This window comes from Martinezella multihospitum (assembly GCF_900094585.1).
Taxonomy (GTDB): Bacteria; Pseudomonadota; Alphaproteobacteria; order Rhizobiales; family Rhizobiaceae; genus Rhizobium; species Rhizobium multihospitium.
The window spans coordinates 67808-90510 of sequence record NZ_FMAG01000011.1; the positions used below are offsets into that span (position 1 = coordinate 67808).

The window sequence follows — 22703 nt, forward strand, 5'->3', positions numbered from 1 at the left end:
ATCAGTCCGAAAGCAACCAAATTCGCATTCTTTTTGCCAGTTTTTTCGCTAAACCTTCTGCTACTGTCGTCAAAATTCGAAAATCGGGAGGAATTCCATGGCGCCCAAGACCAATCCGAAACGGGAAAAACAGATTGAAGCGGCACGCAAGATAGCGGCAGCGACGGGCGAGGCGCATCTCGATCCCGAAATCCTGTTCGGCCGGGCAAGCAATGACGACATAGAGCTTTACAGCCCGGAAATGCTGGCCCTTGCCGCAACGCACGCGGCCAAGGAACTGGCAGCCTGGGGCGGCACCTCTCCGCGTGTGAGCATCGAGCAGGTCGCCAGTATCGAACCCGGTGGCGTTGCGGTGTCGATCCTTTCGATTACCGACCACAACATGCCCTTCCTCTACGAATCGATCATGGGCGAAGTGACCAGCAGCTACCGCGATCTCTATATGGCCGTCCACCCGATCCTGGTCATAGAGAAGGGCAAGCAGCCGAGCCTCTATTCCGCCGATCAACCGAGCGATCCCGCCCATCGCGTCAGCCATATCCAGCTTCATCTCTCGCCCCTGACGACGGCGCAGGCGACCGATCTGACCAAGCGGGTACAGACCGTGCTCGATCAGACGCATCTTGCCGTCTCCGACTGGAAGCCGATGCTGTCGCGCCTCGATACCGTGATATCGGAACTGTCAACCTATGAGGCCGCCGGCCGCCGCAAGAATGACCGCGACGAGGCGCTCGCCTTCCTTGCCTGGCTACGCGACGGCAATTTCACCTTCCTCGGCATGCGCGAATATGTCTATTCCGGCAAGGGCGCCAACGCGAAGGTCGAGCGCGACCGCGGCACCGGCCTTGGCATCCTCTCCAATCCGGATGTTCGGGTCCTCCGACAGGGCAAGGACCAGGTGACCACGACGCCTGAAATCCTCGCTTTCCTCGACGGGCCGGATTTCTTGATCGTCACCAAGGCCAACGTCAAGTCGATCGTCCATCGCCGCGCCTATATGGATTATGTCGGCGTCAAGCGTTTCGACACGGACGGTAACGTGACGGGCGAGCTGCGTATCGTCGGCCTCTTCACCTCCACCGCCTATACCAGCGCTGCCGCCGAAGTGCCGCTGCTGCGCTCGAAGGTGCAGAAGGTCAAGGATCATTTCGGCTTCGATCCCACGAGCCATTCCGGCCGAATGCTCGAAAATACGCTGGAATCCTATCCTCGCGACGATCTCTTCCAGATCGACACCTCGTTGCTGGCAAGCTTCGCCGAACAGATCAACGACCTGACCGACCGGCCGCGCGTGCGTGCATTGCCGCGCATCGACCATTTCGACCGCTTCGTCTCCGTCATCGTCTATGTCCCGCGCGAGGAATATGATTCCGTCGTCCGCGAGAAGATCGGCAACTACCTGAAGTCGGTTTATGACGGCCGTGTCTCTGCTTATTACCCGGCTTTCCCGGAAGGCGGCGTGGCGCGCGTCCACTTCATCATCGGCCGCAGCGCCGGCAAAACGCCGCATGTTCCGCAGGCGAAGCTCGAAGAGGCGATCCGCGCCATCACCGCCCGCTGGGACGAGCGTTTCGTCATGCTGGCAGGCCCGAAGGCACCGAGCATTTCCGTCAGCCAGGCTTTCCAGGAAGCCTTCTCGCCGGAAGACGCCTTTGCCGATCTCCCCGATATCATCGCCACGGCCGGCGTCGAGCCGATCCGCATCGGCTTCTATATCCGCAAGGACGAAGCGGGTGACATTCTCTCGCTGAAGATCTTCCACGGAGACGGCAACCTCGCGCTATCACGCCGCGTGCCGCTGCTTGAAAATCTCGGCTTCAACGTCATCAGCGAGCGTACCTTCGATATCTACGTCACGAACAAGGACGGCTCGACCGGCCATGTCGTGCTGCACGACATGGAACTCGAGGCTCGCAATGGCCTGACCATCGACCTCGCCCGCCATGGTGCGGCGCTGGAGGAGGCCTTCCTCGCCGCCTTCGGCGGCACGATCGACAACGACGCCTTCAACCGGCTGATCGTGTCGGCCGATCTTTCCGCCCGCGAAACCAACGTGCTGCGCGCCTACTCGCGCTATCTGCGTCAGGCCGGCATCGCCTATTCGCAGGATTATATCTCTGCGACGCTGGACAAGTATCCGCGTATCGCCGCATCGCTCTTCCGTCTCTTTCACGACACGCTCGATCCGAAGCTCAGCGACAAGAACCGCACGAAGAAGCTCTCCGAGCTGCATGCGAGCATCGAAGCCGAACTCGCCGACGTTCCGAGCCTGGATGACGACCGTATTCTCCGCCGTTATGTCAACGCCATCGATGCGACGCTGCGCACCAACTACTTCCAGAAGAATGCCGACGGCACGCCGAAGGCGATGCTGGCCTTCAAGCTCGATCCGAAGCTGCTCGACGGCCTGCCTGAGCCGCGTCCCTTCCGCGAAATCTTCGTCTACGGCGTCGAAGTGGAAGGCGTTCACCTGCGCTTCGGCAAGGTGGCGCGTGGCGGCTTGCGCTGGTCGGATCGCGCCGAAGACTACCGCACCGAAGTACTGGGCCTCGTAAAGGCGCAGCAGGTGAAGAACGCCGTCATCGTGCCTGTCGGCGCCAAGGGTGGCTTCTATCCGAAGAAGCTTCCGGTCGGCGGCAGCCGCGACGAGATCTTCAACACCGGCCGCGAGGCCTACAAGACCTATATCCGCACGCTACTGTCGATCACCGACAACATCTCCGGCGCCGATATCATCCCGCCTGCCGACACCGTGCGGCTCGATGGTGACGACCCTTATTTCGTTGTCGCTGCCGACAAGGGCACAGCCACCTTCTCCGACACCGCCAACGCGCTGGCGCAGGAAGCCGGCTTCTGGCTGGACGACGCCTTCGCCTCCGGTGGCTCGGCCGGCTATGACCACAAGAAGATGGGCATCACTGCCCGTGGCGCTTGGGAAACCGTGAAGCGCCACTTCCGCGAGATGGACATCGACATCCAGGCGACGCCCTTCAACGTCGTCGGCGTCGGCGACATGTCCGGCGACGTCTTCGGCAACGGCATGCTGCTCTCGCCGAAGATCCGCCTGCTTGCCGCCTTCGACCATCGCGACATCTTCATCGATCCCGATCCGAACATGGCAAAGACGCTCGCCGAGCGTCAGCGCCTGTTCGACCTGCCGCGCTCCAGCTGGCAGGATTTCGACAAGTCCGTCCTGTCCAAGGGCGCGATGATCATCTCCCGCTCAGCCAAATCGGTGACGCTGACGCCGGAAGCGGTCGCCGCCATCGGCATCGACAAGTCGGTCGCAACGCCCTTCGAGATCATGACGGCGATCCTCAAGGCGCCCGTTGATCTCTTGTGGTTCGGCGGTATCGGCACCTACGTCAAGGCGCCTTCCGAAACGGATTCGGAAGTCGGCGACCGTGCCAACGATCCGATCCGCATTACGGCCGAAGAAGTCCGCGCCAAGGTGATCGGCGAAGGCGCCAACCTCGGCGTCACGCAGAAGGGCCGCATTGCCTACGGCCTGAAGGGCGGGCGCTGCAACTCCGACGCCATCGACAACTCCGCCGGCGTCAACACCTCGGACGTCGAGGTCAACATCAAGATCGCGCTTGCCAACGCCATGCACGCCGAACGCTTGACCCGCGCCAAGCGCGACGTCCTGCTCGCCTCCATGACCGACGAAGTCGGAGCACTGGTGTTGCGCAACAACTACCTGCAATCCCTGGCGATCTCGCTGACGGAGCGCAAGGGCACCGGTAACGCTCTCGAACTCAGCCGTTTCATGAGCGTGCTGGAAGCGGCCAAGCAGCTCAACCGCAAGGTCGAGACCCTGCCCGACGATCAGACCTTCGCCGAGCGTTACGCCAACGGCCGGCCGCTGACCCGCGCCGAAATCGGCGTGCTGCTCTCCTATGCCAAGATCGTCCTCTTCGACGCGCTGGTCGCTAGCGACCTTCCTGACGATCCCTATTTCGCTGCCACGCTCAGCCGCTATTTCCCGGCCAAGATGCAGCGCTCGAATTCAACCGATATCGAAAGCCATCGCCTGCGCCGTGAAATCATCGGCACGGCGCTTGCCAACGAAGCGATCAACCGCGGCGGTCCGGGCTTTGCCGTCAGCATGATGGATGCGACGGCGGCGTCAGCTGCCGAGGTGGTCAAGGCGGCCGTCATCGCCCGCGATGGTTTCGACCTCGACCGGCTCTGGAACGAGACGGATGCGCTTGACGGCAAGGTCGGCGGCCAGATGCAGAACCGCGTTTATGGCGAGATCACCGAAGTCTATACCGTGCTGACCCGCCTGCTGTTGAAGACGGGAGCCGCCAAGGGCGATATCGAGGAGACCGTTAGCCGGCTTCGTGCAGCCCTGAAAAAGCTGCGGCCCGTCTTCCTGACCCATATCCCGGCAGATTTCGCAGCCGAAATCGCCGCCCGCGAGGCGGAATATCAGGCGGCCGGCCTGCCCGAGAAGCTCGCTTCGGAGATCGCCATGATCTACGCGCTCGTGCTTGTTCCGGAAATCATGCAAATTGCCGAGCGCACCGGCGATACGCTGAACCGGGCAGCGGAAAGCTACTTCACCGTGTCGCAGACCTTCCGCGTCGGCCGCCTGCTGCTGGCCGGCAGCCGGATCGTGACAGGCGATCACTATGAGAGCCTCGCTCTGGCGCGCAGCCTCGACCAGATCGCCGGCGCCCGCCGCGATATCGTCATCTCGGCGCTATCAAACCATCCGAAGGACAAGCAACCAGTTCAGGCATGGCACGCGGAAGACCGCATTCGCATCAACCGCATCGCCGAGGAGCTTGGCGGCCTCAGCGAAAGCGGCGATCCGAACCTCGCCCGCATCACCGTTGCCGCCGGCCTGCTCAGCGATCTTGCGAACGGCCGGGCAAGGTGACACAGTCCGCCCCGACCCGGTAAACGGGTAAGGAATTGAGGGCAGGATCTGGTGGCAACCGAAATCGATAATGACGTGCCGGCCAAAGTGCCGGCACGCGGCATCTGGGGCTGGATGTTTTTCGACTGGGCGGCGCAGCCGTTCTTCACCGTCGTCACCACCTTCATTTTCGGCCCCTATTTCGTCGCGCGGCTGACGGCCGATCCCGTCTCCGCCCAGACGACATGGAGCAACATGGCGACGATCTCTTCGGTGATCATCGCCATCCTCTCGCCGGTCCTCGGCTCGATCGCCGATCAATCAGGCGCCCGCAAACCCTGGATCGCCTTCTTCGCCGTCATCAAGATCGCCAGTCTTGCCTGCCTTTGGGGAGCGGCCCCGGGGTCACCTGTCATCTATCCAATGATCTTCATGATTCTGGCCTCGATCGCGGCCGAATTTTCCATCGTCTTCAACGATTCGATGATGCCGCGGCTGGTTGGCAAGGATGATGTCGGCAGGCTGTCGAATACTGCCTGGGGGCTCGGCTATCTCGGCGGCATGATCGTCCTGATCACCGTCGTGGCCCTGCTCGCCGGCAATCCGCAGACCGGCAAAACCATTCTCGGCCTGACCCCGCTTTTCGGCCTCGATCCGACGCTCGGCGAGGATGCCCGCATCACCGGGCCGATTTCGGCTGCGTGGTATCTCGTCTTCATCCTGCCTATGTTTCTCTTCACGCCGGATGCCGCCCGCGGTCTGCCGCTGCGTGCAGCCGTTCGCTCCGGCCTGCGCGAGCTATCGACCACGCTTGGCGAGCTGAAACGCCGCCGCGGCATCAGCCTCTTCCTCATCGCTCGCATGGTCTATCAGGATGGCGTCAACGGCTTGCTGATCCTCGGCGGCACCTTTGCGGCGGGGATGTTCGGCTGGGCGACGATCGAGATCGGCATCTACGGCATCATCCTCAACATTATCGCCATCTTCGGCTGCTTCGCCGCCGGCTATGTCGATCGATGGTTGGGCTCGAAGACGACTGTCGTCATCAGCCTGACATTGCTGCTGATTGCCACCTTCGGCATCATCTCGACCGGCCCCGGCTTTACGCTCTTCGGCCTCGTGCCGCTCTCGACCGTCAGCTCTGGCGGTCTGTTCGGCACCGCCGCGGAAAAGGCCTATATCGGCTACGGCCTACTGATCGGTATCGCTTTCGGGCCGGTGCAAGCCTCCTCGCGCTCCTATCTCGCCCGCAGCGTCAGCCTTTCGGAAGCCGGCCGCTATTTCGGCATCTACGCACTGTCAGGCCGCGCCACGAGTTTTATGGCGACACTGTTCTTCTCGCTGGTGACCTATTGGAGCGGCTCGGCTCGGCTCGGCATGGCGACGCTTGTGATCTTCCTGGCCGGTGGCCTCTTACTTCTGCTGCCGACGCCTTATCCGGCGGATAAGACGAGGTAGGATATCCTTAACTTTGATTGTGAATATCCAGCGAAGGGTTAGCCCTCATGGTGAGGTGCGAAGGCTCCTGAGCCTGTCGAAGGGGCCGAAGCCTCGAACCACGATGGCGGGTTGGCTGGCTACGTGGCCACCCTCGTCCTTCGACAGGCTCAGGATGAGGGTGGAGCAAGCACTCGGCTTAGTGGCGAAAATGGCGAACGCCAGTGAAGACCATCGCGACATTGTGCTCGTTGGCTGCGTCGATCACTTCCTGGTCGCGCATCGAGCCGCCGGGCTGGATAACGGCTGTGGCGCCAGCGGCAATCGCCGAGAGCAACCCGTCGGCAAAGGGCAGGAAAGCTTCGGAAGCAACGGCGGAACCGCGCGTCAGCGGCTCGGCCAGACCCATGGCCTTGGCGGCTTCCTCGGCCTTGATGGCCGCGATGCGAGCGGAATCGACACGGCTCATCTGTCCGGCGCCGATACCGGCCGTCTGACCATCCTTGGCGTAAACGACAGCATTCGACTTCACATGCTTGGCGACACGGAAGGCGAACTTCATGTCCTCAAGCTCCTGTGCCGTCGGCGCGCGCTTGGTCACGACCTTGAGCTCCATGTCCTCGACCAGTGCGTTGTCGCGGTTCTGCACCAACAGACCGCCGGAGACGGTCTTGGCGGTCAGACCGGCAGCACGCGGATCGGGCAGGGCGCCGACGGAGAGCAGGCGGAGGTTCGGCTTGCGCGCGATGATCGCCTTGGCTTCCTCGGTCACGTCGGGCGCGATGATGACCTCGGTGAAGAGCTTGACGATCTCTTCGGCCGTTTCCGCATCGAGCAGGCTGTTCAAGGCGATAATGCCGCCGAAGGCTGAGGTGGAATCGCAGGCAAGAGCACGCTTGTAAGCTTCCACCAGGCTCGGACCGGTGGCAACGCCGCAGGGATTAGCATGCTTGATGATCGCGCAGGCCGGGCCGTTTTCTGGCAGGAATTCGGCAACGAGCTCATAGGCTGCGTCGGTGTCGTTGATATTGTTGTAGGAAAGCTGCTTGCCCTGCAGCAGCGCCGCTGTCGAGACGCCGGGGCGGTTTTCGCCGGTCAGGTAGAAAGCGGCCTTCTGGTGCGGATTTTCACCGTAGCGCATTTCCTCGCGCAGAACGCCGCCGATGACGCGGTGGCGTGGCGTGGCGATATCAAGGGCTTCGGCAAACCAGTTGGAGATCATCGCGTCGTATGCCGCAGTGCGGGCAAAAGCCTTGGCGGCCATGTGCTTGCGGAAACCATAAGTCGTCTGGCCGGCATCACTGGCAAGCTGCGCCAGCAGTTCGGCATAATCGGCGGGATCGGTGAGCGTCGTCACATAGGCATGGTTCTTTGCCGAAGCGCGTATCATCGCCGGGCCGCCGATATCGATATTCTCGACCGTCGTCGGATAGTCGCCACCTGCCTTGCGCACGTCCTCAAAGGGATAGAGATTGATAACAGCGAGATCGATGCCTTCGATGCCGTGCTCCTTCATCGCAGCTTGATGCTCGGCATCGTCGCGGATGGCGAGCAGGCCGCCATGCACCTTCGGATGCAGCGTCTTGACGCGGCCGTCCATGATCTCCGGAAAGTTCGTAACTTCCGATACGTCCGTCACGGCAAGGCCGGCCGCGGCAATCGCCTTGTGCGTGCCGCCGGTCGACAGGAGACGCACGCCCTGTTCGCTCAGCGCACGTGCCAGCTCGACGATGCCGGTCTTGTCGAAGACGGACAGAAGCGCGGTTTTAACCTTTACCTTATCGGGAGCGGGAATTTTCTTGGAAACGACGGCCATGGGCTTTCTCCGGTCTGAAGCAATTCCAGGAAAACTGCGCAGCGGTTTTCCGTCCGGAATTGCGAGATAACAAAAACAGAGCGAAAAACGCTCTGGCATGAGGAGATGTCCGGCGGAAATGGCGCGGGACGAATAATGCCGCCCCGTTAGCATAGCTGACGCGCTTAGCCTATGGCCGATGCGATAAAAACCAGCGGATTTCCGGCTTTTCGGTGATCCGGAAAACGATCTCGAGCTGATCGGAAGAGCGCATACCCGAGGGATCGGCAAAGAAGATATCTTCTGCGACCAGCACCTCGTTGCCGGGCGAGGAGAAGACCCAGGTCTCTCCGTCGGGCGCGATCAGCAGCGCAGAATCCGTCTCGGTCTGCAGGAGACTGATGGAGGGGTGGATATGGAAGCGCGCCGAGGCAATGCCTTCACCCTTCGGCTGATGCTTCTTGCCATCGGGCACGAAGAACCGGTCGCGGCCGGCGACGATCGTGCCTGACGCGTTGAGGCTGACCTCGCGCTCATGGACGTAGCCGAAGATGGAGAGATAGCCGTCATGCGCCGCGCGGACATAGTCGCGCCCGTCCTCGGTCTCGGCGCGTTCGACGATGACCTTCTTCACGCCGCTGACCATGATCGGCCCCAGCGATTTCGATTTGGAAAACTGGCACGAGGAAGTGTCGTTGAGCGTCACGGTCGAATGCGCCGCCGTTGCCCGCGCCGCCTGCATGAAGCGGTCGCCGCCAAATTCGGGCGCGCCGGAATTGATAATGAAACGCGTCTTGCCCGAGGACATCTCGAAGGAAAGGCAGCCGGCATGCGCCGTGCGGCTGAGATCCACGGAACCGGCGGAGCCGGCATCGACGATGACGACAGCCTGACCGGCGGCCAAACGGTGATACTTGGTATGCGGCAGCGCCTTGAAGGCCTGGCCGGCCGTCTCATCATAGCGCAGCACCGACATCAGCTCGTTGGCGAGCGTCGATGTCGCGCCGTTGAACAGCGCCAGATCGCCATCCTGATGGCGGAAGAAGCGCAGTGCCGGATACATGCGGTCAATGCCGGGAATGAGCCGGATCGGTACGTCATGACCGAGATTGACATAGGTCTGGCGCAGCGGCAGCAGGTCGAGCAGCAGCTCCAGCGACGCCCGCGGATTGCGCGAGATGTGGCCTCCATCCTGCAAAATCTGCCTGTCGATCTCCCGGTCGAGCGCCTGACCCGCCCGTTTCAGCGTCAGCGAACTGCTCGGCATGGCGACCGAGGCCATGGCAAGCGCGATGCGCACGCGGAACCGGGTGATGCCATCGGGAGACGACGCCACGATCCGGCGCAGAAAGCGCACATGGAAAACGAGCATGCGCATGAAACGGCGGTAAAAACCGCTATCCGTGCCCTGCAAAAGTACGGGCGAATGCGATAGCAGCGCGATCAGCCGCTGTGCGGCTATATCGGGTGACCAGGCAAGACCATGCAGCCGGCGGCCGTGAACGGCGATCCAGTCGGTAAGGATCGATCGCGCCATGGCCGAAGCCTGGTCGCTCTTTTCCGCCCGCAAATGTCGCAGCCAGCGAAAATTATGCAGCCGGGCGGCGAAGGCCAGCGACGGCAGCTCCAATGAGAAGGGCGATGCACCTTGTGTTTCCAGAACGCGCCCGGCGAGCAGGATGCGGCCGTTCAGAAGTTCTTCGACGAAAAAGGGATCGACGCTGCGCAGGTCGGTGGGCGCCACGATCAGGCGTTCCGGCACACGCATCGTGTGGCGGGTGAGACGCAATCGCGTCAACGCCGCGCGGCGCGACATCCGCCGCCATGCTTCCCGCATGTATGAACTCACTAAACCCTGCCGCAGATCTGCATATTTGCTTCTGCTTACTCTCATTACCCGTGGTTAAAAAGAGGTTACAGATATACCAATTAAAGACATGTTCACCGGTTTTTTAACCGTCCGGTAAAAACGATTCGAGGTGGGGACTAATGCGTGCGGCGAAGCACGACGGCAAAGAAGCCGTCGAGGCCGGAGGCGAAGCCATCGGCGAGCGGCAGCATGTCCGGCGTGGTACGGAAGGCACCGAACGGCGAAATCGCCGCTTCCAGGCCCGGCCAGTCGCCAGCCGTAATCGGTACGCGTTCGACATTTTCGGTATCGACAAGCAGGCGTTCGACGAGATCCTCGCCCTCTTCCGGGTCGAGCGAGCAATTGGAAAAGACCACCACGCCACCCGGCTTGACCAGCGTCAAAGCGTGACGAAGCAGGCGTTCCTGCAGGGCGGCCAGCTTGGCGATATCCTCAGGCCCCTTGGTCCACAGCACGTCCGGATGACGGCGCGTCGTTCCCGTCGAGGAGCAGGGGGCATCGAGAAGAGCCGCGTCAAAGAGTTTGTCAGGCCGATATTTGCTCATGTCGGCAACCACGGTCTCGGCCTCGAAACCCAGACGCGCCAGATTGCCGGACAGCCGCTTCAACCGATTGGCGGATTGATCGAGGGCCGTAACCTCAGCGCCGGCGAGAATGAGCTGCGCCGTCTTGCCGCCAGGTGCTGCACAGAGATCCACCACCCGCTTGCCCGCCAGCGAGCCGAAAAGTTTTGCTGGAATGCTGGCGGCGGCATCCTGAACCCACCACTCGCCTTCGTCGAAACCTTCGAGAGAGGGAATGGAACCTTCGAAAGCGGCAAGCCGCACGCCGCCGGTCGGCAGCACCGTGCCGTTCAGCCGCTTCGCCCAGCCCTCGGCATCGGATTTCACGGTGAGGTCGATCGCCGCCGGCTCGAGCTGCGTGTCGGAAATTCTGAGTGCCGCGGGCGCGCCATAGGCCGCTTCCAGGCGGGATAGGAACCATTCCGGCATGGCCGGCACTTTCGCAACCTGCTCTAGGATTTCCTGCTTTTCCCGACCAATACGACGGAGAATGGCGTTCACCAGCTTGGCGAAGCGGCGATTGCGGGGATCGCGGTTGGCTTGTTCCACGGCAAGATCGACAGCGGAATGATCCGGCACGTCGAGATAGAGGATCTGCGCAGCACCAATGACGAGGACATGATGCAGGGCGCGCGCGCCCTCCGGCAGCGGCGAATCGAGCAGCGACGAGATCGCCGCCTCGATGCGCGGCAGGTGCCTGAGCGCACTGTTCAAGATCGCCCTAACCAGCGCGCGGTCGCCATCGCTGAGCGTCGTATAGGCGGCGCTGCCGCCCTCGGCGTCTAGCATGCCGTCGAGTGGCGTCTTGCGGTCCAGCACGGCTCCCAGGATCTTCGACGCCGCCGCGCGGGCCGCAAGGCCGGGCTTGGGCGGAGACTGATCGAGCTGCCGCGACTGATGCGGCCGCTTGCCCGATCGTTTTCCGTCTCGGTTGGAAGCGTTGTTTTTCGTGTCAGAACTCAAGACCAGGGACCCTTCGGCGGTTGCGAACCACCGCGACCCGTATTCGGCACGGAGCGCGATTTGCGCCCCGGATTAGCAGTCAAGGACGGTCCCGTCGAGCCAAAGCCGGAAGATGGGCCAGAAGACGATGCCATCGGCGAGCCGCTGCCGCCACCATAACGAGCCATTTCATGCAGTGCGGCGATACGGTTTTCCGTATTCGGATGGGTGGAAAACAGATTGTCCATGCGCTCGCCGGAAAGCGGATTGATGATGAACATATGAGCCGTGGCCGGATGACCCTCGGCCTCTTCATTCGGGATATGCGCCGCGCCGCGGGCGATCTTGCCGAGTGCGGAGGCAAGCCACAGCGGATTGCCGCAGATTTCCGCGCCGCGGCGGTCGGCGGAATATTCGCGCGTCCGGCTGATCGCCATCTGCACCAGCATCGCCGCGAGAGGGGCGACGACCATGGCGACGAGAACGCCGACCATGCCGAGCGGATTGTTGCTGTCGCGGCGCCCGCCGAAGAAGAAGGCGAAATTGCCGAGCATGGAAATGGCGCCGGCAAGCGTCGCCGTGATCGTCATGGTCAGCGTGTCGCGGTTCTGCACGTGGGCAAGCTCGTGGGCCATCACGCCGGCGACTTCCTCCGGCGTCAGCGCATGCAGGAGACCGGTGGAGGCGGCAACGGCGGCATTTTCGGGGTTGCGGCCCGTCGCAAAAGCGTTCGGCTGCGGGCTGTCGTAGAGATAGACCTTGGGCATCGGCAGGCCGGCATTGCGGGCGAGATCGCGGACGATGCGGTAGAATTCCGGCGCGCTGCGCTCATCCACCTCCTGAGCACCATAGGTGGAGAGCACCATGCGATCCGAATTCCAGTAGGAAAAGAAATTCATGCCGGCGGCGACGACAAATGCGATCAACATGCCCGATTGACCGCCGATCAGATAGCCGACGCCCATGAACAAAGCAGTCATGAAGGCAAGCAGCATGGCAGTACGCATGAGATTCATCGAGAGGTCTCCAAAACACATCTGTCGTCCAAACCTTTTTCTTTTCGGCCGGACACGCCGGAGCCGGATGATTTCAGGTCTCTTCGACCTGAAATCTGAATCCGCTCCGGAATTAAAAAAGCAGAGCATGATGTCATCCGAAAACCGTTCACACTTTTCGGCATCATGCTCTATGATTTGGCTATTCCTCCGCCTAATTCAACGGTTCCGGACCGATCAGATCATGCAGACAGCCGATAACGACAATAAACTCGACACCGAAACCGGCGAACACGCGCGCAAGCCGCTCTCGCCCGCCGCCAAGCGCGCCCTTGCCGAGGCCGAGGAGCGCCGCAAGGCGCAGGAAGCTCAAGCACAGGCCGAACTTCCCCCCGAAATCGGCGGCCGCGGCGGCGTCGATCCCGCACGCTTCGGCGACTGGGAAATTAATGGCAGGGCGATCGATTTTTGAGAAGAGTGCGAACTAGCCACCATTCGAAGAGAGAACAATGCCTGTAGGTTTCTCTCAAGGTCTGTCCTTTGATAGGAAGCGCACAAACTGGGGCCGTACGGGCTATCGCCCTTTGGCTTGGTGCGCGTGGTATCCGGCTGATGATGATGCAGACGAAATTGCACCTTCGCCGTCCTGGTTCAAGCAAAAGCCGGTCGCGCCCAACGCGCCGATGAAGAAATCCACCGATCCGCGCCCCCTGGTGTTGCTGTCTCATGGATCGGGCGGCCTTGCCATCGGACTAGAATGGCTCGGGCATCGCTTGGCGCAATCAGGCTTTGTGGCCTTGGGCATCGATCATCACGGCCATACAGGTTCAGAACCGTACCGAGCCGAAGGGTTCCTCTGCCTCTGGGAGCGAGCGGCCGATCTGACTGCCTTGCTTGGTGCCAATGACTGGAGAGAGGTTTTGGGCGGGACCATCGAAAACCATGCCTGCGTCGCCGGTTTCTCTGCAGGCGCCTATACCGCGATGTTGCTTGTCGGCGCGCGCGTTGCCTATTCTCAGTTCGAGCCGGACAATCCTCAAAAGAGCCCCATACGAGGGCCGAGAGAATTCCCTGATTTGGCGGATCACATTCCTTCGCTTCTCCAAGACGAGATATTCTTGGAATCATGGAATCGACGACGAGACAGTTTCAGGGATGACAGATTGAAAGCCGCCTTGGCGATCGCGCCGGGCCGGTCGGTTCTCGGCTTTGCCAGAGAAAGCCTCGAGGAAATAACAACGCCCGTTCAGGTCGTTGGCGGCGACGCAGATGTCATAGCGCCGGCCCACGAATGCTGCACATGGCTCCACGAAAATGTGCGCTCCAGCTCCCTCGAAATCATGAGTGGCGGGGTGGGGCACTATACTTTTTTACCCGAGCCCACACTGCTGGGCCTGAGGGTCTCGCCGGCGGTCTTTACCGACGCCGCAGGCGTAGTGCGGGAAAATGTGCACAATCATGTGGCGCAAATCGCAGTTGCTTTTTTCACCGCTGCGAGAAGAGGAAATTTAGGCGAGAGCCAAGCTCTCGCCTAACGTCGTATTCCTAATACCTCTGGCTCGACTTACGCCGCATCCGCCTTGTTCTGCCTGTTGGCGATCAGATCATCGACGACAGCCGGGTCGGCAAGCGTCGAGGTATCGCCAAGCGCGCCGAAATCGTCTTCAGCGATCTTGCGCAGGATGCGGCGCATGATCTTGCCCGAGCGGGTTTTCGGCAGGCCGGGGGTGAACTGGATCTTGTCCGGCGAGGCGATCGGGCCGATTTCGGTGCGAACATGTTTCACCAGCTCCTGCCGCAGCGCATCCGAGCCTTCCAGGCCGACCATTAGCGTCACATAGCAATAGATGCCCTGGCCCTTGATCGAATGCGGATAGCCGACGACGGCGGCTTCCGACACATGCTTGTGCGAAACCAGCGCTGATTCGACCTCGGCCGTGCCGAGACGATGGCCCGAGACGTTGAGCACGTCGTCGACGCGGCCGGTGATCCAGTAATAGCCATCCTCGTCGCGGCGGCAGCCGTCGCCGGTGAAATACTTGCCCTTGTAGGTGGAGAAGTAGGTCTGGATGAAGCGCTCATGGTCGCCGTAGACCGTACGCATCTGGCCGGGCCAGCTATCGGCGATGACAAGATTGCCGTCGGCAGCACCTTCGAGCACATTGCCTTCATTGTCGACCAGCTGCGGCTGGACGCCGAAGAAGGGCAGGGTGGCCGAGCCGGGCTTCAGATCGGTCGCGCCCGGAAGCGGGGTGATCATGTGGCCGCCGGTTTCGGTCTGCCACCAGGTATCGACGATCGGGCAGCGGCCGTCGCCGACCACCTTGTAATACCATTCCCATGCTTCCGGATTGATGGGTTCGCCAACCGTGCCAAGCAGGCGCAGGCTGGAGCGCGAGGCGCGCTTGACGAACTGATCGCCGGCACCCATCAGTGAACGGATCGCAGTCGGCGCCGTGTAGAAGATGTTGACCTTGTGCTTGTCGATCACATCCCAGAAACGGCCCTGGTCCGGGTAGTTCGGCACGCCTTCGAACATCAGCGAGGTCGCGGCGTTCGCGAGCGGCCCGTAGACGATGTAGGAATGCCCGGTGACCCAACCGACATCGGCCGTGCACCAATAGATATCGCCGGGATGATAGTCGAACGTATATTCATGCGTCATCGCCGCATAGACGAGATAGCCGGCCGTCGTGTGCAGCACGCCCTTCGGCTTGCCGGTCGAGCCGGAGGTATAGAGAATGAAGAGCGGGTCTTCCGCCTTCATCTTGGCTGGCGGGCAATCCGCCTTCACCTTGGCGGTTTCCTCGTGATACCAGACGTCGCGGCCCGGCTCCCAGGCAACCTTGCCGCCGGTACGCCGCACCGCGATCACGGTCTTGACCGCGACCTTCTGCTTGGCTGCGATCTTGATCGCCGTATCGGTATTTTCCTTCAGCGGAATGGACTTGCCACCGCGGACACCTTCATCGCAGGTGATGACGACGGTCGAGGCGCAGTCGACGATGCGGCCGGCGAGCGCTTCCGGCGAGAAGCCGCCGAAGACGACCGAATGCACCGCACCGATGCGGGCGCAGGCCAGCATCGCATAGGCTGCCTCGGGGATCATCGGCATATAGATGGTAACGCGGTCGCCCTTCTTGACACCGTGCTTCTTCAGAACATTCGCCAGCCGGCAGACCTGCTCGTAGAGCTCGTTATAAGTGATCTTCTTGTCGATATAGGGATTGTCGCCTTCCCAGATGAAGGCGACGCGATCACCGTGCTTCTTCAGATGTCGGTCGATGCAATTGTAGGAGACGTTGGTGACGCCATCCTCGAACCATTTGATCGAGACCTTGCCGGTAAAGGACGTGTTCTTGACCTTCGTGTAGGGCTTGAACCAGTCGATGCGTTTGCCGTGCTTGCCCCAGAATTTGTCGGGATCCTCGACGCTCTGCTCATACCATTTCTGGTACTTCGCCTTGTCGATCAGGGCATGCGCCTTGACCGGTTTCGTCACGGGATGGATCTTCTCCGACATTGTTTCCTCCTCAAATCCCTAGCACTCCGATTTGTAACCGCGAGTGCTCTTTCCGCGCAATAAATAGCAGGTCAAACTACGACAGCAATTGGACAAAGTGCATTTCATGCGCAAAGAATTGCAATTACGCGACACTATCGCTATATAGGGCCGTATTTCCCGGACAATGTGGTGTTACACCCCGGACCGCGACACCGGCGCGGACTGACAGAAGGACTATATCCATGGCTCAACAATTGCTCATGCCGAAGGCAACTGCCATCTGGCTTGTCGACAATACGGCCTTGTCATTCGACCAGATCGCGCAGTTCTGCAAGTTGCATCCGCTCGAAGTGAAGGCCATTGCCGATGGCGAAGCAGCGCAGGGCATCAAGGGCCTCGACCCGATCTCGACCGGCCAGCTGACCCGCGATGAAATCGCCCGTGCGGAAGCCAATCCGAACCATAAGCTGAAGCTTTCCGAGCCAAAGGTTCGCGTGCCGGAATCAAAGCGCCGCGGCCCACGCTACACCCCGGTTTCCAAGCGTCAGGACCGCCCGAACGCCATCCTCTGGCTGGTGCGCAACCATCCGGAACTGAAGGATGCGCAGATTTCCCGCCTAGTCGGCACCACCAAGTCGACCATTGAGCAGATACGCGACCGCACGCACTGGAACTCGGCCAACCTGGCGCCGATGGACCCGGTAACGCTCGGCCTCTGCAGCCAGATCGATCTCGACATGGAAGTCGAAAAGGCCGCCAAGGGCCGTCCGCTGCCGACCGCTGCCGAACTCGGCGCGACCCTGCAGCCGGCTCAGGAAACCGAGAAGCTCGGCTTCAGCTATGAGCGCGAAGAAGAGAAGGAAAAGGAAATCGACGCCGACGCCGTTTTCGCCAAGCTCAAGTCGCTGAAGTCGACCAGCCGCGACGACGAGGACGACGATCAGTTCTAAGATCCGGCATAGCGGTTAAGAATGCAAAGCCCCGGACGAACCGGGGCTTTTTTGTTGGTCGGAGAGAGCGCCCCATCCTCGCCCTTCGAGGCTTCGCTCCTCAGGGTGAGGATGGGGCGCACCCGTCTTGTGAAGCTAGCTTAGTATTGCTGTCTTGCGCAGGAGATTAGTCCTCATGGTGAGGTGCGTAGGCCATGAGGCCGAAGCCTCGAACATGGAGTAATCGCGGCGCGATCTCGCCCTGGCTTTTTGGGCTGGCGAGGGTGGTTGCCCCCGATAAGATGGAAAAACGGGCTCTCGATTGGAACCGGGCTCAAACATCGGATGGAGGCAACCATGAACCAGTATATTGGGCTTGATGTTTCATTGAAAGATACCGCGATATCGATCCGGGAGAACGGCAAGCGGGTCTGGCGGGGGAAGTGCCCTTCGGATCCAAAACTTCTGGCAGAGATGATCCGCAAGCATGCTCCGCGCGCTCGGCGCGTCGTATTCGAAACGGGACCGCTGTCGACGTGGTTCTATCACGCGCTGACGACCGAGGGGGTTCCTGCGATCTGCATTGAAGCGCGGCACGCGCAAAAGGTATTGAACGAGACGCTCAACAAAACTGATGTCAACGATGCGGACGGCTTAGCTCAACTCGCTGAAGCAGGCTTTTACAAAACGGTTCGCGTCAAGTCGTTTGACGCCATGATGGCCCGCACGTTGGTGGCTGCCCGCGAACAGCTCCTGAACATCTCAACACGACTCGGCAATCAAATCCGCGGTCTGATGAAAACCTTCGGTTTGATCGTCCCGAAAGCGAAGGGTCGAGTATTTGATGGTGATGTACGGAAGCTTTTGGATGGGAACAACGAGCTTGCGAAGATTATCTTGCCTCTTTTGGAGGCGTGGCACGATATCCGCAAACGTGCAGCCTATCTTGGTCGCCAGCTGCTGATTGCGGCACGTACGAGCGGCGCCACGAAGCTATTGATGACAATTCCGGGAATCGGCGCGGTTACCGCGGTGTCCTACGTTACGGCAATTGAAAATCCGGAAAACTTTCGAACGTCGCGCTCGGTGGGCGCTTGGCTTGGGTTGACAACCCGGCGCTACCAATCAGGCGAGGTCGATTATGACGGCCATATCTCGCGCGGGGGTGACAATCGCTTACGTGGGTTGCTTTACGAAGCAGCGACAACGCTGCTGACGAGAACCAGTGCCAGGACCGAGAGCAGCCTCAAGCGTTGGGGACTTAAGCTGCGCGAGCGACTTGGCTTCAAGCGGGCCGCTGTGGCCGTCGCCCGGAAACTCGCGGTCATCATGCACAGCATGCTCAAGACGGGAGTAGTGTTCAACGCATCGGCTGGCGCGACTCTATAGGCACGCTCAGCCTTCGTCCCTCAGCGCGCCACTTAACTTTGGTGCTGAGCGTCCCTGCTGCGGACGTGGGCAGGATCATTCCGCTTCTAGTGGCTGCAGCTCGTTGAGACTGCGCCTCGAACATTAGGAAGATCCCACCTGCGAAGACCATTGTGCGGCGGCATTTGTCGACCGCGGAGACAACCCTGCTCCCAGCACTGGATAGCTCAGAAGGACATGGCCGGAGAGGGCAGATCCACTCAATCGGTTCAGCCGCGTTGCCTAAACCCGCAAGCCGGCAAGGTCGTTAAATGCCAAAACCAGCTTGACGGATGGAATGCGATTAGACAACCACGAGGACGGGTGGTGGATTGACCAAAACACATCTTCGCCCGCCCGATGACGCCATGGCTTTTTATTATCGATAGAACTACCGCGCCCCAAAGATCGCAGAACCAACGCGAACGCTTGTCGCGCCAAAGGCGACGGCAATTTCATAGTCGCTGGACATGCCCATCGAAAGCTTTTCGACGCGGGCCTGCTTGGCGAGCTTTGCCAGCAAGGCAAAATGCGGTCCCGGATTTTCCTCGGCCGGCGGAATGCACATCAGGCCCTCGATCGAAAGTCCAAGCTCGTTGCGGCACAGCTCGACGAAAGCGACGGTATCATCGGGCGCAATGCCTGCCTTTTGCGGCTCCAAGCCGGTGTTGACCTGCACGTAGAGCCGCAAAACCTTGCCCTGCCGCTTCATTTCATCGGCGATGGCGCGCGCAATCTTTTCCCGATCGATGGTTTCGATGATATCGAACAGCGCCACCGCGTCGGCAGCCTTGTTCGATTGCAGCGGCCCGATCAGGTGCAGTTCGATCCCGGGCGTCTCCGCCTTCAGCTCCGGCCACTTGCCCTGGCTTTCCTGCACCCGGTTCTCGCCGAACACGCGCTGGCCGGCGGAAATCGCCGAGCGGATCTGATCGGCATCGAAGGTCTTGGAAACGGCAACGAGCTGCACGGCCCCACTTGGCCGGCTCGCCTGGCGCTCGGCCGCCGCGATATGGGAACGGACTTCGTTCAGGCGCTCTTGAAGTTCCATCTTTTCGCCTCGATATTTGGCTTGCTTCTCAAACTTTGCAGTAATGCGGCTTGCAGGCATTGCCAAGGGCGAATGCGCTCGAATCCGGCTTTGCTTTGCAAGATAAGGCACTTGCCGCACCTGCTAAACTTGACGCTTGGGTGGTTTCGTGGTGAAGGTCACGCCTTAATCCCCATGATTTTCCGGAATACAAGATCAGATGACTATCGAACGTTATAATCCGCGCGACGCCGAGCCCCGCTGGCAGGAAAAATGGAACGAAGACGAAGTCTTCGTGACCGACAACGCCGATCCGCGTGAGAAATACTACGTTCTAGAAATGTTTCCCTATCCGTCGGGCCGCATTCACATGGGCCATGTGCGCAACTACGCCATGGGCGATGTCGTCGCCCGCTATAAGCGCGCGCGCGGCTACAACGTGCTGCATCCCATGGGCTGGGACGCCTTTGGCATGCCGGCGGAAAACGCTGCGCGCGACAACAAGGTGCATCCAAAGGAATGGACCTACCAGAACATCGCCTCGATGCGCACCCAGCTGAAGGCCATGGGCCTGTCGCTCGACTGGAGCCGCGAGTTCGCCACCTGCGATGTCGATTATTATCACCGCCAGCAGATGCTCTTCATCGATATGATGGAGAAGGGTCTGGTCTATCGCAAGAAGTCCAAGGTCAACTGGGACCCGGTCGACAACACCGTTCTCGCCAACGAGCAGGTCATCGACGGCCGCGGCTGGCGTTCCGGCGCTCTCGTCGAGCAGCGCGAGCTGACGCAGTGGTTCTTCAAGATCACGGAATTCAGCCAGGAGCTGCTTGATGCCCTGGATACGCTCGATCATTGGCCGGAAAAAGTGCGGCTGATGCAGAAGAACTGGATCGGCCGCTCAGAAGGTTTGACCGTTCGCTGGGAAATCGTGGCCGAAACCGCTCCCAACAGCGACCGCGAGATCACTGTCTACACGACCCGTCCCGATACGCTGTTCGGCGCATCCTTCCTGGCGATCTCGGCCGACCATCCACTCGCCAAGGAAGCGGCTGCCAAGGACCCGGCAATCGAGGCCTTCTGTGAGGAATGCCGCCGCGCCGGCACTTCGCTCGCCGCGCTCGAAACAGCCGAGAAGAAGGGCATGGACACCGGCATCCGTGTTCGCCACCCCTTTGATTCGTCTTGGGAGCTGCCCGTCTACATCGCCAATTTCGTACTGATGGACTATGGCACCGGCGCCATCTTCGGCTGCCCGTCCGGCGACCAGCGCGACCTGGATTTCGCCCGTAAATACGGCCTGCCCGTCGTTCCCGTGGTCATGCCTAGGGATGGCGATGCCGCAAGCTTCACCGTCGGCGATGTCGCCTATGACGGCGATGGCGTCATGATCAATTCGCGCTTCCTCGACGGCATGAGCACCGAAGAAGCCTTCGAAACCGTGGCGACGAAGCTCTCCGAGACGAGCCTTGGCAATACGCCACAGGCCGAACGCAAGGTGAATTTCCGCCTGCGCGACTGGGGCATTTCCCGCCAGCGCTATTGGGGCTGCCCGATCCCGGTGATCCATTGCGACGATTGCGGCTTGCTGCCGGTGCCGAAACAGGACCTGCCGGTCCGGTTGCCCGACGACGTCACTTTCGACCAGCCCGGCAATCCGCTTGATCGCCATGCCACATGGCGCCACGTCGCCTGCCCGCAATGCGGCAAGGACGCCCGTCGTGAAACCGATACGATGGATACCTTCGTCGATTCGAGCTGGTATTATGCCCGCTTCACCGCCCCTTGGGAAAACCAGCCGACGGACCCGAAGGCCGCTAATCACTGGCTGCCTGTCGATCAGTATATTGGCGGCATCGAGCATGCGATCCTGCATCTGCTCTATTCGCGCTTCTTCACCCGCGCCATGCGTGAAACCGGCCATCTCGATGTGAAGGAGCCCTTCAAGGGCCTGTTCACGCAAGGGATGGTGGTGCACGAGACCTATAGCCGCGGCTCGGGCCTGACGCGCGAATGGGTGTCACCGGCCGATATCAGCATCGAAGAGGTGGACGGTCAGCGTCGCGCCACCTTGCTTTCGACCGGCGAAGATATCGCCATCGGCTCGATCGAGAAGATGTCGAAGTCGAAGAAGAATGTCGTCGATCCCGATGACATCATCGCGTCCTACGGCGCCGATACCGCGCGCTTCTTCGTGCTGTCCGATTCGCCGCCAGACCGCGACGTCATCTGGTCGGAAGCCGGTGTCGAAGGTGCGCATCGCTTCACCCAGCGCATGTGGCGCCTGGTCTCCGAAGCGGCCGATGCCTTGAAAACAGCTGAATCGACTCCGGCTAAGGAAGGCGAAGCGCTGGCGATTTCGCAGATCGCGCATCGCACGCTGAAGGCGGTTCAGGGCGATTACGACAAGCTCGCCTTCAACAAGGCCGTGGCGCGCATCTATGAATTCGTCAATGCGCTGGCCGCCCCACTGGGCAAGGTCGCAGCCGGCCAGGCGGATAGCACCTATCGCTCTGCCGTACGCGAAGCCGTGGAAATCCTGATTGCGTTGGTCGCGCCGATCACGCCGCATCTGGCCGAAGAATGCTCTGCCGCACTCGGCAACACGCATATGATCGCAACCAGCCCGTGGCCGGTTTACGACGAAGCACTCGTTATCGAGAATGAGATCGTCTATCCCGTTCAGATCAACGGCAAGAAGCGCGCCGAATTGACAATCGCGCGCGATGCAGATCAGAATGCCGTGCAGCAAGCCGTGCTCGCCCTGGACGCCGTCACAAGCGCATTGAATGGTCAGGCGCCAAAGAAGATCATCGTCGTTCCACAGAGGATCGTAAACATTGTCGTCTGATAGTCTTTTCAAGTTCGCCCGCATTGCCGGCGTAGCGTCGCTTGTGGCCGTTGCCGGCCTTCTCTCTGCTTGCCAGGTTCGGCCGCTTTATGCCGTCAGCACCGGTGTCACGCAGAAGCTATCGGAAGTGTCCTTCTCCGATGTCGGCTCGCGCGTCGGTCTCCAGGTGCGCAACCAGCTGATCTTCATCGCGGGGCGCGGCGCAGGCGAGACCAAGACGCCGAAATATAATGTCGATCTGAGCGTCAGTTCCGGCACTGGCGGTGTGCTTTATCTTCCGTCTTCGAGCACGTCGGGCGCAGGCCGCACGACTGTGACCGCCTCCTTCACCTTGAAGGAAATTGGCACCGGCAAGGTTATCAAATCGGGTAGCCGTGCGGTGACGTCTCTCGTCGACTTCCCGACCCAGGAATTCGCCAAGCAGCGCGCAATCCGTGATTCGGAAGACCGTGCGGCCCGCGAAGTTGCCGAAATGGTCGCAGCCGACATCGCTGCCGCGCTCAGCCGCTGAT

At 60.8% G+C, this 22703-nt stretch carries 14 protein-coding genes; 8 read left to right on the forward strand and 6 right to left on the reverse strand.

Features of this window, described 5'->3' with window-relative positions; all coding sequences use genetic code 11:
• The first annotated feature begins 97 nt into the window (after positions 1–97).
• Both GA0061103_RS30885 and GA0061103_RS30890 read left to right on the forward strand, forming a co-directional pair.
• Entirely contained in the window at positions 98–4888 is a 4791-nt protein-coding gene (locus GA0061103_RS30885) for an NAD-glutamate dehydrogenase (RefSeq protein ID WP_092718622.1), read from the forward strand.
• 48 nt (positions 4889–4936) lie between these two features.
• A complete protein-coding gene (locus tag GA0061103_RS30890; protein WP_092718626.1) occupies positions 4937–6325 on the forward strand; it encodes an MFS transporter in 1389 nt (462 codons plus the stop codon).
• A 178-nt stretch (positions 6326–6503) separates the two neighbouring features.
• On the opposite strand, the gene purH is transcribed toward GA0061103_RS30890, so the two are convergent.
• The 4 genes from purH to htpX form a co-directional block, all read right to left on the reverse strand.
• Complete coding sequence (gene purH / locus GA0061103_RS30895) at positions 6504–8120, reverse strand: bifunctional phosphoribosylaminoimidazolecarboxamide formyltransferase/IMP cyclohydrolase (protein ID WP_092718630.1); 1617 nt, start codon at positions 8118–8120, stop codon at positions 6504–6506.
• A 169-nt stretch (positions 8121–8289) separates the two neighbouring features.
• On the reverse strand, positions 8290–9936 hold the full coding sequence (locus tag GA0061103_RS30900; protein ID WP_245304920.1) for a heparinase II/III family protein: 1647 nt from the start codon (positions 9934–9936) through the stop codon (positions 8290–8292).
• A 149-nt stretch (positions 9937–10085) separates the two neighbouring features.
• On the reverse strand, positions 10086–11495 hold the full coding sequence (locus tag GA0061103_RS30905) for an RsmB/NOP family class I SAM-dependent RNA methyltransferase (RefSeq protein WP_092718636.1): 1410 nt from the start codon (positions 11493–11495) through the stop codon (positions 10086–10088).
• Positions 11492–12490, reverse strand: coding sequence for a zinc metalloprotease HtpX (htpX, locus tag GA0061103_RS30910; protein WP_092718640.1), 999 nt, complete (start codon positions 12488–12490; stop codon positions 11492–11494). Before htpX ends, GA0061103_RS30905 begins: the two co-directional genes overlap by 4 nt.
• Positions 12491–12713: 223 nt before the next feature.
• Here htpX and GA0061103_RS30915 point away from each other — a divergent pair, with 223 nt between their 5' ends.
• Positions 12714–12941, forward strand: coding sequence for a DUF1674 domain-containing protein (locus GA0061103_RS30915; protein WP_092718884.1), 228 nt, complete (start codon positions 12714–12716; stop codon positions 12939–12941).
• 37 nt (positions 12942–12978) lie between these two features.
• A complete protein-coding gene (locus GA0061103_RS30920; RefSeq protein WP_092718643.1) occupies positions 12979–14004 on the forward strand; it encodes an alpha/beta hydrolase family protein in 1026 nt (341 codons plus the stop codon).
• Between the two features lie 29 nt (positions 14005–14033).
• On the opposite strand, the gene acs is transcribed toward GA0061103_RS30920, so the two are convergent.
• The gene (acs, locus tag GA0061103_RS30925; protein ID WP_092718647.1) at positions 14034–15992 is read right to left on the reverse strand and encodes an acetate--CoA ligase; all 1959 of its coding nucleotides are present in this window, start codon (positions 15990–15992) and stop codon (positions 14034–14036) included.
• A 224-nt stretch (positions 15993–16216) separates the two neighbouring features.
• On the opposite strand from acs, the gene GA0061103_RS30930 reads away from it, so the two are divergent.
• Positions 16217–16924, forward strand: a complete 708-nt coding sequence (locus GA0061103_RS30930) for a DUF1013 domain-containing protein (protein ID WP_075853359.1) — start codon at positions 16217–16219, stop codon at positions 16922–16924.
• Positions 16925–17260: 336 nt separating this feature from the next.
• Positions 17261–18292, forward strand: a complete 1032-nt coding sequence (locus tag GA0061103_RS30935) for an IS110 family RNA-guided transposase (RefSeq protein ID WP_092718888.1) — start codon at positions 17261–17263, stop codon at positions 18290–18292.
• 409 nt (positions 18293–18701) lie between these two features.
• Here the strand turns inward: GA0061103_RS30935 and GA0061103_RS30940 are convergent, their stop codons facing one another.
• Positions 18702–19361: a YggS family pyridoxal phosphate-dependent enzyme gene (locus GA0061103_RS30940; RefSeq protein WP_092718892.1), complete on the reverse strand. Its 660-nt coding sequence runs from the start codon at positions 19359–19361 to the stop codon at positions 18702–18704.
• Positions 19362–19560: 199 nt separating this feature from the next.
• Here GA0061103_RS30940 and leuS point away from each other — a divergent pair, with 199 nt between their 5' ends.
• Together leuS and GA0061103_RS30950 are read left to right on the forward strand one after the other, a co-directional pair.
• Positions 19561–22191, forward strand: a complete 2631-nt coding sequence (gene leuS, locus GA0061103_RS30945) for a leucine--tRNA ligase (protein ID WP_092718651.1) — start codon at positions 19561–19563, stop codon at positions 22189–22191.
• The gene (locus GA0061103_RS30950; RefSeq protein ID WP_092718655.1) at positions 22181–22702 is read left to right on the forward strand and encodes an LPS assembly lipoprotein LptE; all 522 of its coding nucleotides are present in this window, start codon (positions 22181–22183) and stop codon (positions 22700–22702) included. The genes leuS and GA0061103_RS30950 overlap by 11 nt, the downstream gene beginning before the upstream one ends.
• Position 22703: the final 1 nt, after the last annotated feature.